Origin of the sequence: Halobacillus litoralis (assembly GCF_009856415.1) — a bacterium.
GTDB classification, from domain to species: Bacteria; Bacillota; Bacilli; order Bacillales; family Halobacillaceae; genus Halobacillus; species Halobacillus litoralis_C.
In genome coordinates this window covers 513,893-529,134 of the sequence record NZ_WMEZ01000001.1, presented here as the reverse complement: position 1 = coordinate 529,134, position 15,242 = coordinate 513,893, and the positions used below count along the sequence as shown (strand labels likewise).

Annotated in this window: 20 protein-coding genes; all 20 read right to left on the bottom strand. The window is 45.2% G+C overall.

Annotation, left to right across the window (positions count from 1 at the left end):
- Positions 1-22: 22 nt before the first annotated feature.
- Complete coding sequence (spoVAE, locus tag GLV98_RS02865; RefSeq protein WP_160911909.1) at positions 23-373, bottom strand: stage V sporulation protein AE; 351 nt, start codon at positions 371-373, stop codon at positions 23-25.
- On the bottom strand, positions 370-1,386 hold the full coding sequence (gene spoVAD / locus GLV98_RS02860; RefSeq protein ID WP_160911908.1) for a stage V sporulation protein AD: 1,017 nt from the start codon (positions 1,384-1,386) through the stop codon (positions 370-372). The genes spoVAE and spoVAD overlap by 4 nt, the downstream gene beginning before the upstream one ends.
- 12 nt (positions 1,387-1,398) lie before the next feature.
- Positions 1,399-1,857 (bottom strand): stage V sporulation protein AC, encoded by a 459-nt coding sequence (spoVAC, locus tag GLV98_RS02855; RefSeq protein WP_115823746.1) that lies wholly within the window; start codon positions 1,855-1,857, stop codon positions 1,399-1,401.
- Between the two features lie 25 nt (positions 1,858-1,882).
- Positions 1,883-2,293: a stage V sporulation protein AB gene (locus GLV98_RS02850; RefSeq protein ID WP_115894593.1), complete on the bottom strand. Its 411-nt coding sequence runs from the start codon at positions 2,291-2,293 to the stop codon at positions 1,883-1,885.
- Positions 2,280-2,960, bottom strand: coding sequence for a stage V sporulation protein AA (locus tag GLV98_RS02845; protein ID WP_160911907.1), 681 nt, complete (start codon positions 2,958-2,960; stop codon positions 2,280-2,282). Before GLV98_RS02845 ends, GLV98_RS02850 begins: the two co-directional genes overlap by 14 nt.
- A gap of 121 nt (positions 2,961-3,081) precedes the next feature.
- A complete protein-coding gene (gene sigF, locus GLV98_RS02840) occupies positions 3,082-3,828 on the bottom strand; it encodes an RNA polymerase sporulation sigma factor SigF (protein WP_146817825.1) in 747 nt (248 codons plus the stop codon).
- Between the two features lie 10 nt (positions 3,829-3,838).
- Positions 3,839-4,279 (bottom strand): anti-sigma F factor, encoded by a 441-nt coding sequence (gene spoIIAB / locus GLV98_RS02835; RefSeq protein WP_160911906.1) that lies wholly within the window; start codon positions 4,277-4,279, stop codon positions 3,839-3,841.
- Positions 4,264-4,629, bottom strand: coding sequence for an anti-sigma F factor antagonist (gene spoIIAA, locus GLV98_RS02830; protein ID WP_089654062.1), 366 nt, complete (start codon positions 4,627-4,629; stop codon positions 4,264-4,266). Before spoIIAA ends, spoIIAB begins: the two co-directional genes overlap by 16 nt.
- A gap of 94 nt (positions 4,630-4,723) precedes the next feature.
- Positions 4,724-5,899 carry a D-alanyl-D-alanine carboxypeptidase family protein gene (locus GLV98_RS02825; RefSeq protein ID WP_160911905.1) on the bottom strand — a complete coding sequence of 392 codons (1,176 nt, stop codon included), beginning with the start codon at positions 5,897-5,899 and terminating at the stop codon, positions 4,724-4,726.
- A 620-nt stretch (positions 5,900-6,519) separates the two neighbouring features.
- The gene (locus tag GLV98_RS02820) at positions 6,520-6,906 is read right to left on the bottom strand and encodes an HIT family protein (protein ID WP_160911904.1); all 387 of its coding nucleotides are present in this window, start codon (positions 6,904-6,906) and stop codon (positions 6,520-6,522) included.
- Positions 6,869-7,153 (bottom strand): hypothetical protein, encoded by a 285-nt coding sequence (locus GLV98_RS02815; RefSeq protein WP_160911903.1) that lies wholly within the window; start codon positions 7,151-7,153, stop codon positions 6,869-6,871. Before GLV98_RS02815 ends, GLV98_RS02820 begins: the two co-directional genes overlap by 38 nt.
- A 160-nt stretch (positions 7,154-7,313) precedes the next feature.
- Positions 7,314-8,615, bottom strand: a complete 1,302-nt coding sequence (locus GLV98_RS02810) for a pyrimidine-nucleoside phosphorylase (protein WP_160911902.1) — start codon at positions 8,613-8,615, stop codon at positions 7,314-7,316.
- Between the two features lie 62 nt (positions 8,616-8,677).
- Positions 8,678-9,499 (bottom strand): purine-nucleoside phosphorylase, encoded by an 822-nt coding sequence (locus GLV98_RS02805; RefSeq protein ID WP_160911901.1) that lies wholly within the window; start codon positions 9,497-9,499, stop codon positions 8,678-8,680.
- 16 nt (positions 9,500-9,515) lie between these two features.
- Positions 9,516-10,694 (bottom strand): phosphopentomutase, encoded by a 1,179-nt coding sequence (deoB, locus tag GLV98_RS02800; protein ID WP_160911900.1) that lies wholly within the window; start codon positions 10,692-10,694, stop codon positions 9,516-9,518.
- A 97-nt stretch (positions 10,695-10,791) separates the two neighbouring features.
- Complete coding sequence (gene xerD / locus GLV98_RS02795; protein WP_160911899.1) at positions 10,792-11,679, bottom strand: site-specific tyrosine recombinase XerD; 888 nt, start codon at positions 11,677-11,679, stop codon at positions 10,792-10,794.
- 7 nt (positions 11,680-11,686) lie between these two features.
- A complete protein-coding gene (locus GLV98_RS02790; protein ID WP_160911898.1) occupies positions 11,687-11,905 on the bottom strand; it encodes a DUF4227 family protein in 219 nt (72 codons plus the stop codon).
- A gap of 291 nt (positions 11,906-12,196) precedes the next feature.
- A complete protein-coding gene (locus GLV98_RS02785; RefSeq protein WP_160911897.1) occupies positions 12,197-12,673 on the bottom strand; it encodes a Fur family transcriptional regulator in 477 nt (158 codons plus the stop codon).
- A 111-nt stretch (positions 12,674-12,784) separates the two neighbouring features.
- On the bottom strand, positions 12,785-13,423 hold the full coding sequence (spoIIM, locus tag GLV98_RS02780; RefSeq protein ID WP_160911896.1) for a stage II sporulation protein M: 639 nt from the start codon (positions 13,421-13,423) through the stop codon (positions 12,785-12,787).
- A gap of 82 nt (positions 13,424-13,505) precedes the next feature.
- Positions 13,506-14,663: an endonuclease Q family protein gene (locus tag GLV98_RS02775; RefSeq protein ID WP_160912930.1), complete on the bottom strand. Its 1,158-nt coding sequence runs from the start codon at positions 14,661-14,663 to the stop codon at positions 13,506-13,508.
- Entirely contained in the window at positions 14,663-15,208 is a 546-nt protein-coding gene (locus GLV98_RS02770) for an NUDIX hydrolase (protein ID WP_160911895.1), read from the bottom strand. Before GLV98_RS02770 ends, GLV98_RS02775 begins: the two co-directional genes overlap by 1 nt.
- Between the last annotated feature and the right edge of the window lie 34 nt (positions 15,209-15,242).

The window sequence follows — 15,242 nt, the reverse complement described above, 5'->3', positions numbered from 1 at the left end:
CCCTCCACTCCTTGATCTCGATTTATCCTTTAGGCTTGAAAATAACTGCAACGATAAAGCCAAACAATATGGCGGATGCTATACCGGCCGATGTCAATTCGAAAATTCCGACGGCAACCCCGATAAAGCCATGCTCATCCGCCTGTTCCATGGCTCCATGCAAAAGCGAATGCCCAAAACTCGTGATTGGCACAGTCGCTCCTGCACCAGCAAACTCAATGAGGTTATCATAGAGGTCGAACGCGTCCAAAACCGCACCAGCGACAACAAAGGAAGACATCACATGGGCAGGAGTCAACTTGAATACATCCAATAAGATCTGTCCGATGACGCAAATGCCCCCGCCGACGATGAACGCCCATAAAAATGTCATGATTCCCCCTCCCCTCTCGTGAGCACAACGGCATGAGCAATACCTGGAATCGATTCCTTCTGTTGGAGCATCATTGGACTCATCAGTGCACCAGTCGCAACAATTAACACACGTTTGTATTTACCACTGATCAAATCCTGCACAATTTTTCCATAAGTCACGACCGCTGAGCATGCACATCCGCTACCCCCTGCAAACACAGGCTGATCGCTGTGATAAACGAGCAACCCACAGTCTTTATGCACATCACTGATATCATAGCCATCCTGTTTCATCAGGTCCTTAAGAATGGGGGTGCCGACAGAGGACAAGTCCCCTGTTGCGATGACATCGTAATCTCCAGGAACCCTTCCCATGTCTTCAAGATGTGTTTTGATCGTGTCCCAGGCAGCTGGAGCCATCGCTGATCCCATATCAAACGGGTCTTTGACACTATAATCCATTACCTTGCCGATCGTTGCAGCCTCAACCTTGATTTTTGATGGTGTTTTCGAAAGAAGGGCAGCCCCGCTTCCTGTGACGGTAAACGTAGCGGTCCCAGGTTTTTGTCCTCCATACTCTGTCGGATAACGGAATTGGCGTTCAGCTGTACAGTTGTGAGAACTGACGGCTACCAAGGCTTGTGTTGCATATCCTGATGAAACAAGCGCAGCACCTGTGGCAAGCGTCTCCATACTCGTGGAACAAGCGCCAAACATTCCTAATACAGGTATTCCTAATTGTCTTGCTACATAGTTGCCTGTGACGTTCTGATTCAAAAGGTCTCCCGCTAAAAACAAATCAATATTGGATTGGTCGACCCCTGCTTTCTGCAAACAAGTGTACACCGCATCGGTCATCAATTTACGTTCAGCAAGCTCCCAGTTGGATTCCCCACAGTGAAGCTCTTCATGAATGACGTCATACGTATCTTTGAGTGGACCTTCACCTTCCATCGGACCGACGGCCGTGCCCGTGGATTGTAAATACACCGGATCGGTAAACGTCCATGAATGTGTTCCAGTTTTAGCCATATGCTTTTCCTCCTAAAAAATAAGCGACCACACATATCGGATGATTCCTAATACATAAGCGGCTACGACACCGAATACTATGACAGATCCTGCTAACTTGAATAAGTTGGTGGCAACTCCAAGGACGAGCCCCTCAGATTTATGTTCCAAGGCCGCTGAAGTGATTGAGTTTGCGAATCCAGTGACAGGAACCGCAGAACCAGCTCCGGCAAACTGGCCGAGCTTATCATACACACCAAACCCTGTCGCAAGAGCAGAGAGAAGAATTAACGTCGCTACCGTTGGATTGATTGCATTTTTCTCACTATAGTCGAACCAATGGATATACATTTGCGTCAAAAGTTCACCAAACACGCAGATCAATCCACCTACAATAAATGCTTTCAAACAATTCATGACATAAGGCGGTTTCGGTTGATATGATTTTCTCGCCTTATCAAAATTTTTTTCATTAAGCGGTTGTTTACCCACACTACTTCCTCCTAATCACAATCGTTCACCTGACAAAAATGATCCATTGAAACAAAGAACCTGCGATTTTCCCAAGGACCAGAGCCATTAATAGCGTAAATAAAAAGCCATCCACACCGATTCGTTTGAATAAAAGTGGAAATACATTCAAGACTTCTGTCAGAGCAGCAGCCAGCATTCCTATGAAGATTCCATGAAAAAGTCCCCATATAACAAGACCAATGAGTGTCATCTTCACTGGTCCATCGCCGAATGAAAGATAAATCCCTGCAAAAACGCCTAAGATCACGGCCATCTCATAACTCCGCAGTTTTGATTCCGAATGGCTCAACTGCATGAGCCTAGGGACGATGCCAAGGACGGTCAAAAACGCGACGAAGCCTGTTCCGACAGCAATGCCAGCAGCAAGTCCAATGAGTGCTTCAACGATCCACATCCTGTTTTTCCACCTTATTCTCCTTAATGGCCACGTAATGGTCGAGGTCTTCCTGGTAATTGAATATTTCTACCTCCATCGGACTCGGTTCTTCATTGAATCGTTTCTGGAACCAGTGATTAAAAAATAAAATCATTCCAATCCCAAGACCGATGGAATACGGCACCTGGATCCATAACGGATGTTCCACTTCCTCCCCGGTCAACATGAAGTGCAGCTTCTGCTGAACCGCCTGCATGCTCACATCATAGTGGAAGTTCATAATCGCCATCGCTGCTCCAATAAAAAGGAGGACCCATATGGCACTAATCAATAGAGGGGACGGCTGCTTTTGATGTTTTTCCACATGAACAACGCACTGATTCGGTCCGATCAGTTCAACCTCAAGCTCCGGAAATTTCTCGATGACTTGTTCAATGATCATGAAAGAATCGATGACAACGATATTGTGATCTTCTTCGGTCACTTGATGTAAGACCATCTGTTCCAGGACCGGTTTATGACGCTTTTGTCCCGTAACACGAGCCACATCCTGCAAACGGATTTTTGCCAAAGGTTGAACATAAATCGATTGCTTTGTACGTATATAGACAGGAGTCGCCAATCCTACCGCCTCCCCTGTGTAAAATTTTCTTAGACTTATTATGTGTGAGATCGGAAAAATCATACGAAGTCTCCTTGGTAATTGAATACACTAAAAAATCGTGTATCTGAAGCCACAAGTAGGCTTCCGTCTGATAATAGCTACTGGAACATAAAAAAAAGCTGTACCATTTTAGGTACAGCCCTCAGCTTGTATCGTTCATCGTTTCTTTCATATCAGCAAGAATTTTTTTCTCCAACCGCGATACTTGAACTTGCGATATCCCTAAACGCTCCGCTACTTCAGTTTGCGTTTGATCTTTGTAATAACGCAGGTAAATGATCAGCCGTTCCCGTTTGTCCAGTTTACTCATCACATCCTGGAGGGTCAGGTGATCGAACCAGTTGCTTTCCTCTTCAGCAATTTGGTCGACAAGAGTGATCGGGTCGCCCTCATTTTCATAGACCGTTTCATAAATGGACTGAGGGGTTCGTCCAACTTCCTCCGCCTGGACGATTTCCTCTCTTGTCAGACCTAACGCATCCGCCAGCTCATTAACCGTCGGAGAGCGTCCATATTCCTTTAAAAGTTCTTCTTTTTTGGCACGGACTTTATGATTCAGCTCTTTCAAGCTCCGGCTCACTTTCACACTGCCATCATCCCGGATGAACCGCTGAATTTCACCAATGATCATGGGGACAGCGTAGGTTGAAAAACGCACATCATAACTTAAATCGAATTTGTCGATCGATTTAAGCAGGCCGATACAGCCGATTTGATACAAATCATCCTGATCGTATCCACGTCTGAGATATCGCTGGACGACCGACCATACGAGACGGGTATTCTTTTCTACTAAAAAGTCCCTCGCCTCTTGATCGCCCGCCTGACTCTTTTTGATCAGCTCTTTGACATCTTTGTCGGACAGACGTTCTTTTGTCGTATCGCTCATAGGCGGCGCCTCAATTGCACAAAGCGCGGGTTGACGTCAACTGCTTCGTCATACGGATCGTCGTTCCGACCCCGGGCTCTGAAGTAATGTCTACGCGATCCATGAAATTCTCCATGATGGTAAAACCCATTCCCGAGCGTTCCCATTCCGGTTTCGATGTATAGAGCGGTTCTTTCGCAATATCGATATTCTCAATACCCTGACCACGATCCTGGATGATCAGTTCGATTTCTCCGTCATCAATGGCACAAGTAAGCATGACTTTTTCATCGCTTTTCTCTTCATAGCCATGAATGATGGCATTTGTAACTGCCTCAGATACGACGGTTTTAATATCCGTCAATTCTTCCATCGTTGGATTGATTTGGCTGACAAAAGCAGCAACAGATACACGGGCAAGGGATTCATTTTCACTCACACTCGTAAATTCCAGCGTCATTTCATTTCGCATGATGCCACCCCCAACATCTCAAGCGCGGATGCCTCATCATCCACGAGCTTCATGATTTTGAACATTCCCGACATATCAAACAATCTCCGAACCTCAGGCGAAATCGAGCAAAGCACCATTTCGTTTCCTTTCGCTTGTACCTCTTTATAACGACCGAGCATCACACCAAGGCCTGAACTATCCATGAAGGACAATTTTTGTAAATTGACAATCACATGTTCGACACCGTTGTTCGCGAGCTCCTTCTGCCAAGCTTCCCGAAGCGTCGTGGCTTCATGGTGATCCAGCTCCCCATTCAAACGGACGAGCAAAACATTCTCTCTAACAGCAAAATTAACTTGAAGACTCAAGTGAATTACCTCCTCTGACTTTATAAGAGTCACTATGTCTTTTCGTACTTTTCGCTGTCATTTCCTGCTCAAAAACATAACTAGTGAGAAAATGCTAAAACCTCTGAAAGCTCGTCAAATTCTTCCAAGAACGTTGCCACAGGGCAGGAAAACCTGCTTTTTCCATGGTTTCAACCGTTTCCAGACGTACTTTAGCGACTTCCTGGTCTCCACTCTTCACGATCACCCATCCCATATGGGCTCCTTTTTCCAATGGAAGGTCTGATTTCTCCGCTACTTTCAGCTCTGTTTCATACTTGCTCTTCTTGTCATTTTTCTTCTTCAAAACAACGACATCTTTTTCCGGAGAAAGATTCAACTCCAGAGGCTTCCCTCTCGTGATTTTCATGGTTATCATCGTGTCGTCCTTAGAATAGAGTTTGACACCTTCATACTGACTGAACCCATAATCCAAAAGACTGGTCACATCCGAGTTCCTCATCTTCGGATTTTCGGCTCCCATTACGACAGCGATCATATGCATATCGTCTCGTTTCGCAGAAGCCGTAAGGCAATATTTCGCTTCACTCGTATAACCTGTTTTCAATCCGTCCATTCCTGGATAATTCTTGATCAACTTGTTCGTGTTGACTAACCAGAATTCGTTTTCCTGTCCTTTACGTAAATAATCATCATAGATTTTTGTGTAATTCGTCACCTCATCATGGAGGAGTAATTCTCTGGCCATGACAGCCATATCATGAGCTGTACTGAAATGACCTTCAGCCGGAAGACCTGTCGGGTTCTGAAATTGAGTATTCTTCAAACCGAGGTCTTTCGCTTTTTTATTCATTTGAGCGACAAACTCTTTTTCACTGCCGGCAATCCGTTCTGCCATTGCGACACTCGCGTCATTTCCAGAAGCGACTGCAATTCCTTTGAGCAAATCTTCGACAGTCATCTCTTCGCCGGCTTCAAGGAAAATTTGAGAACCTCCCATAGAAGCGGCGTGTTCACTGATACGGACTTTTTCATCCAGTTTGATGCCGCCTTTATCGAGTTCTTCCATAATCAACAACAGCGTCATGACCTTCGTCATACTCGCAGGGGGCAGCTTTTTATTTGAATCCTTATCATAAAGCGTCATCCCGCTGTTCTTTTCCATCAATATCGCCGACTTCGCCGAATTGACGATCTCTGTTGACTCCCTTTCTTCTGCAAAAGTCATGTTTAACGGAAAAAGTGAGACAACTAAACAAAGAGCGAGACACACACCCATCATTTTTTTCATAACCAAAACCTCCCATTGCTTTAAGTGACCCTAGCATTCCCTTACCATCATCTTCTATACATAATGCAATAAGCCATACAAAGCAAAAAGGTGATAGTGGAAGGCTGGATTTCGAGATGTTTATATCGTTCTAGGGGCTCCGGGAAAAGGTTCGCTTTCCGTGGGCGAGTGATGAGCCCCCTCGAGCTAACGCTCTGCGGGTCTCACCTACCACGCACTTCCCACAGGAGTCTCACTTTCCCTCCGCCCCTTGGCCATGTGAGGTTCTCGAAATCCCTCTTATAGTAACCTACCAAAAACTTTTTTAAATCCTGCTTAAACCACGTCGATATAGGATTAGCGACCATAAAAATTCCTATTGCTGGAAGGTAGTTTCGAGAATTTCTTCCGGCAAGTGGGCGGAGGGGAATGGCGAGACTCCTGCAGGAAAAAAGTGCATGGTGAGACCCCACAGGACGCAGTCCGAGGAGGCTCACCGCGCTCCCGCGGAAAGCGAGCTATTCCCCGCAGCCCCTACCACTCAACAAAAGTCTTGAAACTGAGTCTTCAACTAAAGGGAGCGTTTGTTGAAGACTACTGGTAGGAAAACAACAAAAAACACGACCTTGTTAGGTCGTGTTTTAGATGTAGCGTTTGTTTTCTTCTTGTTTGAGCCAGTGGCGGATGCCTTTTCCTGCGTGGGGTTCGTCCTGGAAACGGGGGATGATGTGCATATGGGCGTGGAAGATATGCTGCCCACCGGTTTTGTAACAGTTGTAGCCGATGTTGTAGCCATCCGGTTGAAGCGTATCATCAAGCCATTCTTTGACCTGTTGAATCATTTCCTGTGTATCCATCCACTCTTCTTTCGAAAGGTCGAAAACGGTTGTTTTGTGAGATTTGGGTACAATCAAACCTGAACCCTTTAAAATACGCTGGTCTTTTTGAATGAAGTAACAGGATTTGTTCTCAAATATGATTTTCTGCTGTTCATCCGCTTCTGGTGAGCATAAGATGCATTGGTCCATTTTTTCCCCTCCCTATGTAATAGGTATAAAACTTTCGAAAGATAAAGGCCATCATGGAAGAAACAACGAGAATGATTGTTCCTCTGATGACGCGATCGTCTCTTAAGTAGTGAATTCCCGTAAAAAAATATAAAAGAGCCAACACGAGAGCAACGAGTTCAAAGCTTACGTTCAATGAAAATATCCAGTTGGACAAAACAAGGACAAGAGCAGCCAGTGCAACGAGCAACTCCAAAAACCGAACCATGCATCCGCCCCCTCTACAAGAATAATATCATGAACGTACCCGCTTATGAATATCTAATCCCCTTTGCATCTTCTGTACAAACTCCATGTTTGGAAAGACAAAAAGAAGCGACCGGCTACATGTAATAATAGTTGGTCGCTTCTTTTCTAAGTTAAAAAAATTATTTAATGATATTATGGATCAAAGTCGGTTTCTCGACTTTTTCACCAGAAATCGTGTAGGCTTCCTTCACTTTTTGGATCGAGTCCGTCGGTTGCTCATCATCACTGGTCAATACGACAAGAGCTTCGCCCGCTTTGACTGGATCGCCGATTTTCTTCTTGAGGCTTATACCTACACCGTGATTGATTTCATCGTCTTTCGTTGCACGGCCGGCTCCGAGATACATGGCAGCTATACCGATGGATTCTGCATCAATGGCAGATACGAAACCATCTTGATCTGCGGTCACTTCAATCTCGTGAGCGGCTTTCGGCAAGCGGTCGAGGTCATCAATCATCGATACGTCTCCACCTTGGGCCTCTATGAGTGTACGTAGCGACTGGAAGGCTTTCCCGTTTTCAATGTTTGCTTCGATTGCTTCGTAAGCTTCTTCGTAAGTAGAGAACTTCTCAGCAAGAACGGCCATGTGGGAAGCGATTTCAAGGGAAAGCAAACGTAAGTCTTCGACGTTCTTCCCTTGTAAAATTTCTGCTGCTTCTTTGATTTCGTTCGCATTTCCGACTTCATAGCCGAGTGGCTGATTCATGTCACTGATGACGGCAACTGTGTTACGTCCCAGGTTGTTTCCGATGTTCACCATCTCACGAGCAAGGGCTTCAGAGTCTTCAAGCGTTTTCATAAACGCGCCAGAACCTGTTTTGACATCAAGCACGATGCTGTCTGCACCGGATGCAATTTTCTTACTCATGATGGAACCCGCGATCAATGGAAGGGAGTTTACGGTACCCGTCACGTCTCTAAGTGCATAAAGCTTTTTATCTGCAGGGGCCAGGTTCCCGGTTTGACCAGCAACCGCTAGTTTGTGTGTGTTGACATTTTCGATGAATTTCTCTTTCGTCATTTCAATTTCAAGGCCTTTGATCGACTCTAATTTATCAAGCGTTCCTCCTGTGTGACCAAGTCCCCTACCGGACATTTTAGCAACAGGGATACCCACAGAAGCAACTAATGGTCCGACGATGAATGTTACTTTATCGCCTACACCACCCGTGGAGTGCTTATCGACTTTCTTCCCTTCAATTGCAGAGAGGTCGATGGTTTCTCCAGAGTCGACCATTGCTTGCGTCAATGTGGCTGTTTCTTCAGCGGTCATGCCCTGGAAGTAAATCGCCATGGTAAAGGCAGATGCCTGATAGTCAGGGATTTCACCTTTAGTGTAACCTTCCACGAAGAATTCGATTTCTTCCTTAGTCAATTCCCCGCCGTCGCGTTTTTTGACAATAATGTCGTACATTCTCATCTCAATCACCCTTTACTTAAAAGTATAAATGCGAAAGCGCCTCTCAGGACGCTTTCGATGTTTTATGCTGGTAATGTTTTTAGAAGCTCTTTCACGAACCCTAGGAAATCCTCACGTACTTGAGCCGTCGTTTCAATGACTTCATCATGAGTAAGCGGCTGATCTAAGATTCCTGCAGCCATATTGGAAATGCAAGAGATACCTAGTACTCGGATTCCAGCATGGTTCGCCACCATCACTTCCGGGACGGTGGACATTCCGACAGCATCTCCGCCAAGCGTACGCAGCATACGTACTTCTGCTCCTGTCTCGTAGGCAGGTCCTGTGTTCCCTACATAAACCCCTTGCTGTACTTGAAGATTCATACGCTCTGCTGATTGCTTCGCGTGATCAATCAAAGCGCGATCATACGCTTCAGACATATCAGGGAAACGAGGTCCAAGATCTTCATCATTCGGTCCGATCAACGGGCTGTCTCCCATATTGTTGATATGGTCGGTAATGATCATCAAGTTGCCCGGCTTGAAGCTTTCATTGATGCCTCCCGCAGCGTTTGTCACGAAAAGGGTTTCCACACCAAGCGCCTTCATGACGCGTACCGGGAAAGTCACCTGTTTCATATCGTAGCCTTCATAATAGTGGAAACGACCCTGCATCGCGATGACTTGTCGTCCTTCTAATTCACCAACGACCAACTGCCCTTTATGGCCGGAAACCGTAGATTCAGGAAAGTGAGGAATTTCCGTATAAGGAATGGTTGTCGGATTTTGAATTTCCTCTGCAAGTACACCTAGACCTGATCCTAGAATCAGTCCGACACTTGGTTCATGGGTCAATTTCCCTTGAATGAATTGAGATGCTTCTTTTACTTGTGTTTGGTTCATAATTGTTTCTCCTCCCTTATTGAATATCTTTCAAAAAGCTCTTGCCGTGTTCAGGCATTTGAATCGAGAAGTTTTCAGAAACGGTCGCACCGATATCCGCAAACGTTTGGCGCTGGTCGAGTTCCTGTCCTTCTTTGATGCCGTTGTGATAAACAATCAATGGAACAAGTTCGCGTGTGTGGTCTGTCCCATGATGTACAGGATCATTACCGTGGTCTGCGGTGATGATCAATAAATCGTCATCGTTCATTTTTTCCAACACTTCAGGCAGACGCGCATCATATTCCTGTAAGGCTTCCCCGTACCCCTGAGGGTCACGACGGTGACCGAATTTCGCGTCAAAATCGACCAGGTTCAAAAAGCTCATTCCGGTGAAATCTTTATCCAGTGTCTTCACCAGCTGATCCATCCCATCCATATTGTCTTTCGTTCGGATCGCTTCTGTTACGCCTTCGCCATCATAAATATCAGAAATTTTACCGATCGCAACCACATCAAGACCTTCATCGGCCATCTCGTTCATCACTGTACGTCCGAATGGCTTCAAGGCATAGTCATGACGATTGGATGTACGTTCAAAAGCTCCAGGTTCCCCGATGAACGGGCGGGCAATGACGCGGCCGACCATATATTTCTCATCTTTCGTAATTTCACGGCAGAACTCACAGATTTCATAAAGCTCTTCCGGCGGAATGACATCTTCGTGGGCGGCAATCTGCAGGACAGAATCAGCAGACGTGTAAATGATCAAATCTCCCGTCTCCATGTGATGTTCTCCCAATTCCTTTAGGATCTCCGTCCCTGAAGCCGGTTTATTTCCGACAATGCCGCGGCCGGTCTTTTCTTTAATCTGATTCAGCAGCTCATCTGGAAAACCATCCGGGAATGTACGGAAAGGCTGGTCGATATAAAGGCCCATGATTTCCCAGTGGCCGGTCATCGTATCTTTCCCGTTCGACGCTTCCACCATGGTTGTGTAATGCGCTTTCGGTTTTTCCGCCTTGTCAATTCCCTGGATCTGCCTAATGTTGCTGAGCCCAAGTGACCCCATATGCGGCATATCCAAGCCTTTCATATGTTCTGCGATATGCCCCAGAGTGTGGGCACCTTTATCGTCGAACTTCTCTGCGTCCGGAGCTTCTCCTATTCCTACAGAGTCCATAACTACTAAAAATACACGTTTGAATGAATTCATCAAAGATCCCTCCTAATGTTTAATTTCCCAAATTCGTGAAAAACTACCCCACATTCATAAGATGTAGGATGTCAGACAACTTAAAACACAAAAGAGTTTATGCCCGTGGATGATACGAGCGATAAACGTCTTTTAACCTTGTCTTGGAGACATGGGTGTAGATTTGTGTTGTTGAGATGTCTGCATGTCCAAGCATTTCCTGAACGGCCCTCAGGTCGGCTCCATTTTCCAGTAGGTGTGTAGCAAAGGAATGACGCAGCGTATGGGGGGTCAACTCTTTATTGACGCCCATCTCCCTAGCAACCGCTTTCAATACCTTCCAAAAACCTTGTCGGGATAAGGCATTCCCATGATGATTGACAAAAAGCTCTTCGGTCTGCTTCTGTTTCACGAGTGCATCGCGACCAATTTGCAAATAATTTTCAACCGCATCCTTGGCCATATCCCCGAGAGGGATGATCCTCTCTTTCGAACCCTTTCCTAGACAACGGACAAACCCCATCGTCAAATGCAGATCCGTCACTTTAAGTGAGACGAGTTCCGTTACCCTCAAACCCGTGGCATACAGCATTTCGAACATCGCCTTATTCCTTGCCGAAAGCGGATCTTTGGCATGAATGTTCAGTAGCTTGTCCACATCGTCTGAGGAGAGCACTTTCGGGAGCTTCCTTTCTTTCTTCGGAGTCTCTATATGTAAGCTCGGATCCTGCTCTGTCACCTTCTCCCGGATCAGGAACTGGTGAAAAAGACGTATGGATGACAACAACCGTGCGATGGTTGCTGATGAACGCCCCTGGTCATTGAGGTGATGCAAGTATTTCATAATATGGGAGCGGGTCATTTCATCCCAACTTTTCACGCCTAATTCCTGCTGTAAAAAGCGATCATACTGGGAGAGGTCCCGCTTGTAAGATTGAATCGTGTTAGGTGATAATCCGCGCTCTACGGTCAAATAATGAAAAAAATCTTCCAGCGCATGCTGCATCGTCCATCTACTCTCCTAACCGAAAAAATATCGACAGCCGATCCGTCCATGGTTGTTCCAGGGGTTGATAGACTTTAATTGCGGTACCACCTGGCGGATCGTATCGATGCTGACGCTCGTATTCTTCATGTACCATTCGTAAGGCCATGTAAAAAACACAAGTACAAACAGTGAATACAATCAGGACTTTGATTAAATCTCTTAAACTGCTCTTTAAACGAGTCATTGGCACTCCCCTCACTTCCGTACCTTTTTGTAAAGGATATGCCTAAATTCCTTACAAATATACGTAGAATGATGAGAGAATCAGATGACAGAGCGTTGAACAACAGCACAAGTCCTATCTAGGTTTAACGTACACGATTTTCATTCATTTGTAAATAAAAATACAAGAGTCAGAGATTTTAGAAAACGGATACAAAAAAACCAACCTGGATCGTTCTTCGTCCTGAGAGTTCCGCTGAATGATTATATAGCCAAAATAAAAGCCACTATGTCTTTCATAGCGGCGGTCGTTTTATTCTTCATTAGATTTTGCTGATGATGCCGTAACAGCCTGTTTTTGGCACACACGGCATATGCCATGGAACGTCAAGCGGTGATCTTTAACTTCGAAACCCCACTGACTTTCCACGATTTTTTCTACATCCCCTAAGAGATCTTCATCGATTTCTTCCACAGATCCACACTCAATACATACGAGATGATGGTGAAAGTGTTCGGCACCTTCTTTTCTCAAGTCATATCGGGAGACGCCATCTCCAAAATTGATTTTATCGACAACTTTTAGTTCTGATAGTAATTCTAATGTTCGATAGACGGTTGCTAGACCAATTTCTGGTGCTTTCTCTTTTACGAGGAGGTAAACATCTTCCGCACTTAAGTGGTCTTCTTCATTTTCCAAAAGTACCCGTACTGTGGCTTCACGCTGCGGGGTCAGCTTATAACTCTGGGAATGCAGCTGCTTTTTAATCTTATCTATACGATGTTCCATATCGTTCGTCCCTCCCTCGTAATACCAATTTCATTATAATCAGAGACAGAACGAGTGTCAAATTATAATTATTTTAATCTGTTAACGATAATCATTATTATTTGATATTTTCTACTTATAAATCCATTTCAATACATATTCCAAAAAAGTGTTGCTAAGAAAGACTTCCACAACGGAGGAAACCATCAGAATCGCAATCAACGCACCGAACAGCGCACTATATCTCACAAAGCCCTTCATGATCGGCTGGTGAACCCGACGAATGAACAGCTGCTTACATAAAGTAAGGGAAAAAATCAAAGCGAGTGAACCTGCAATCAAATATACAGGAATAATAATGACGTTTTGAGGTGCAATCGAAACGGATGAAATTAACAATCCATACCAGCCCATCTGATTAACTAGAAAACCGACGGAAAATCCGATCACCAACCCTTTGAGAAATAGTAACACCGTAATGATCGGCATGCCGATGACCGAGATCCCTAACAAAAAGAGGAGAAGCATATACTTGAGATGGTAAAGGACGCTGTCTTTCCACAGGGTAGCCTTTCCCGTTCCCCCGATCATCGTCTGCTGCTCAAAGAATTGCTTCAGATAGAAGAAGAGATCCTGCTTTTGGACGAAGTTCATACTGTTTACGATCACGGCCCCGAAAATCATCCCCATAAGAAATAGAACGAAAATGAACACGAAAATATTCATATGTGTTTGAACGTCGTTTTTAACCATTCGCATACCCTGCTGCATCTTTTTATCCACCTTTCTCTTCACCGGTCTATGACCAATCTATGAGAGAGATGGAAAAAGTAGACCACATCCAGCTCAGTTTCTATTGAATTCTTCCATAGCGTCCGCCCCCGCCTGCCTGAATGGTGAGTGTCCCTTTTCTCATGGCCGTGATCCGTTCAGCTACCTGGTCAGGAATGACAGCCGTCAATTCTTCCCGTGCAGCTTCATGAATGACAGCCATTTCGGTTCCAAAGGCATCGATCAATTTCTCGTAGGTACGCGTCCCTACTCCAGGGAGCGATGATAGAGGAACTTGATAGATATAGGGAGGTCTCTCTTTCTTCTGTGTACTAGATTCTAACTCCTCTATTCGATCTTTCACGCCTTTGACGATTTTTTTCGATCCACAAGCGTCACATACAGAAGCATTTACCTTCGCAGGGGACAGACATTTGGCACAAACGGTCTGGTGGTATTTCCCCATGGCGGGGCTCATCCCGTAATTGGTGAGGACTTTTCTTCCCAGCTGGTTATGAAGAGCCATCCGCAACTCCTCAAAATTCAAGGCCTTCAATGCCATTCGCTGATACTCACGTGCAAGCTTCCCTAAGGAATGGGCATCGGAGTTGGTTACGTAGGTGTACGGTTCAAGCTCCCCGATTTGATCAGCCATATCTGTATCCGCGCTCAACCCGAGTTCTATGGCATCAATTTTGTCAGGATCAAGAACCTCCCTTAATGTTTCTTTCACCCCTTTTCCATAAAGGCTTTTAAAAGGAGTGAAAACATGAGCGGGAATGAAAATACCCTCATGTTCTTTCACATACTGCTGGAGCTCACGAGCGGTGCCATAAAAACGCTGGGAGCTCAAGTTCACATTTTTCATCTTCTGGGAAAGCCATGCGGTGAACGCCCGCATTCGATTCATCGTTGGAAAATAACAGAGCACATGGATGGGACCGGAACAAGCCGCGTCATAAACTTCGATTTCAGAACCTAGAAGGAGCACTGTGTTTTGATATCGGATGCCCCCTTCCTTCAATTCCTCGGCTTGACCACGTTCGATCAGATCCATCATTTCTTCCTGGACGGCCGGCGCTTGTGCATCGATGACACCAACCATATCCAACCCTTTTCGATACGTCGCTTCTTCAAAGATATTCGAGAGGGTCAGCGTTTTGGAACCTGTTATTTTGACAGGCTTTCCGTTCCAGTCCCTGCCGATGTGAATATGTAGATCGACGAAAAAAGAATCCATCATCTCGCATTTCTCAATTTCATATAAAGGATGGCATAGGCGGTTTTCGCATCATGGATCCGCTCTTCTTTTTCCAAAGCTTCTGCTTCCTCTACCGTCAGTTCGAGTTGTTCGACAAACTCATCTTCATCCCCGTCCGGCTGCTCTTCCATCGGTTTGATCTGGTCTGTGAAGTATAGATGGACGATTTCATCAGCAAATCCTGGAGATGTGTAGAAAGAGGTAATGAATTCAAGATCATCGGACGTGTAACCCGTTTCCTCCTCCAATTCCCTAAGCGCACATGTTTTCGGTTCTTCGCCAGGTTCAAGCTTGCCTGCAGGGATTTCGATGATGCTTTTTTCCATCGGTTTTCTGTACTGTTCCACACAAACGAGTTTCCCTTCATCTGTAATGGCAATGACAGCGACAGCCCCTGGATGACGGATCAGTTCTCGTTTAGATGTATTCCCATCGGGTAAAGTAACACTGTCGACATCCAATTGAACAATTTTCCCTTTATAAATCGTTTCGGTTTCATATGTTTTTTCTTCGAATTTTTTCAAAACATTCATCCTCTCTTGTTGCTATCGTCATTTT

Bases quoted from the DNA above. Each gene is read 5' to 3' on its own strand.
- GLV98_RS02785 (WP_160911897.1), bottom strand. From the start codon at position 12,673: ATGGAACATCGTATAGATAAGATTAAAAAGCAGCTGCATTCCCAGAGT.
- xerD (WP_160911899.1), bottom strand. From the start codon at position 11,679: ATGCAGCATGCGCTGGAAGATTTTTTTCATTATTTGACCGTAGAGCGC.
- GLV98_RS02810 (WP_160911902.1), bottom strand. From the start codon at position 8,615: ATGAGAATGTACGACATTATTGTCAAAAAACGCGACGGCGGGGAATTG.
- spoIIAB (WP_160911906.1), bottom strand. From the start codon at position 4,279: ATGCGAAATGAAATGACGCTGGAATTTACGAGTGTGAGTGAAAATGAA.
- sigF (WP_146817825.1), bottom strand. From the start codon at position 3,828: ATGAGCGATACGACAAAAGAACGTCTGTCCGACAAAGATGTCAAAGAG.
- GLV98_RS02850 (WP_115894593.1), bottom strand. From the start codon at position 2,293: ATGTGGATCGTTGAAGCACTCATTGGACTTGCTGCTGGCATTGCTGTC.
- GLV98_RS02775 (WP_160912930.1), bottom strand. From the start codon at position 14,663: ATGGATTCTTTTTTCGTCGATCTACATATTCACATCGGCAGGGACTGG.
- deoB (WP_160911900.1), bottom strand. From the start codon at position 10,694: ATGAATTCATTCAAACGTGTATTTTTAGTAGTTATGGACTCTGTAGGA.
- GLV98_RS02825 (WP_160911905.1), bottom strand. From the start codon at position 5,899: ATGAAAAAAATGATGGGTGTGTGTCTCGCTCTTTGTTTAGTTGTCTCA.
- spoVAD (WP_160911908.1), bottom strand. From the start codon at position 1,386: ATGGCTAAAACTGGAACACATTCATGGACGTTTACCGATCCGGTGTAT.
- GLV98_RS02805 (WP_160911901.1), bottom strand. From the start codon at position 9,499: ATGAACCAAACACAAGTAAAAGAAGCATCTCAATTCATTCAAGGGAAA.
- GLV98_RS02820 (WP_160911904.1), bottom strand. From the start codon at position 6,906: ATGGACCAATGCATCTTATGCTCACCAGAAGCGGATGAACAGCAGAAA.
- GLV98_RS02790 (WP_160911898.1), bottom strand. From the start codon at position 11,905: ATGACTCGTTTAAAGAGCAGTTTAAGAGATTTAATCAAAGTCCTGATT.
- GLV98_RS02815 (WP_160911903.1), bottom strand. From the start codon at position 7,153: ATGGTTCGGTTTTTGGAGTTGCTCGTTGCACTGGCTGCTCTTGTCCTT.
- spoIIM (WP_160911896.1), bottom strand. From the start codon at position 13,423: ATGCAGCAGGGTATGCGAATGGTTAAAAACGACGTTCAAACACATATG.
- GLV98_RS02845 (WP_160911907.1), bottom strand. From the start codon at position 2,960: ATGATTTTTCCGATCTCACACATAATAAGTCTAAGAAAATTTTACACA.
- spoVAE (WP_160911909.1), bottom strand. From the start codon at position 373: ATGACATTTTTATGGGCGTTCATCGTCGGCGGGGGCATTTGCGTCATC.